The organism is Acinetobacter sp. WCHAc060042 (assembly GCF_003231195.1).
Taxonomy (GTDB): domain Bacteria; phylum Pseudomonadota; class Gammaproteobacteria; order Pseudomonadales; family Moraxellaceae; genus Acinetobacter.
Genome location: NZ_QKVN01000119.1, coordinates 1 through 731, shown reverse-complemented (window position 1 = coordinate 731; position 731 = coordinate 1). Strand labels below are relative to the sequence as shown.

Below are 731 nucleotides of genomic sequence, written 5' to 3'. Positions count from 1 at the left end.
TTATAGTCAACCGATGACTGTTCAAGGTGCTATTCAGAAGTCTGTATTACTTACAGTGATTGCGGCTGTGGTCGGTATGGCACTGTTTTTCTACTGTTTCATGACCCTAAATATTTCGCTGGCCTATGCTGCAACCTTAGTTGGGGCAATTGGTGGTCTAATTTTAGGCCTGATTGCAACCTTTAAACCAAATACCGCACGTACCCTTGCCATTCCATATGCCTTGTTTGAAGGTGCTTTTTTGGGAGGGGTATCTGTCATTTTCCAATTGAAATATCCGGGTGTGCCTTTACAAGCACTGTTGGCAACTTTTGTCACCACTTTGGTGATGTTTGGTTTGTATCGTTTTCAAATTATTCGTGCCACAGAAAAATTCAAATCTGTGGTGATGTCGGCTTCAATTGCCATCGCAATTGTCTTTGTGGTGCAAATGGTGATGCGTTTGGCTTTTGGTTCAAGTATTCCATTTTTATTTGAAAACAACTTATTAGGTTTAGGTTTTGCTGCTTTTGTTGCAGTGATTGCATCACTTAACTTGATTCTAGATTTTGATTTGATTGAAAGTGCTGCGGCACAACACGCGCCGAAAGCGATGGAGTGGCTGTGTGGTATTGCACTACTCGCGACTCTAGTGTGGATGTACTATTCATTCCTACGTTTACTCAGCATGCTGCGTGGCGATGACTAATCTCTCGATTCTTAACACATACGCCCCTTCATCGGGGCGTATG

The 731-nt window shown here is 42.7% G+C and carries 1 protein-coding gene; it reads left to right on the top strand.

Annotated elements, in window-relative coordinates; all coding sequences use genetic code 11:
• Window positions 1–688: Bax inhibitor-1/YccA family membrane protein (locus tag DPG01_RS18490; protein WP_110976012.1), on the top strand; the 688-nt coding region annotated here is incomplete at its 5' end.
• Between the last annotated feature and the right edge of the window lie 43 nt (window positions 689–731).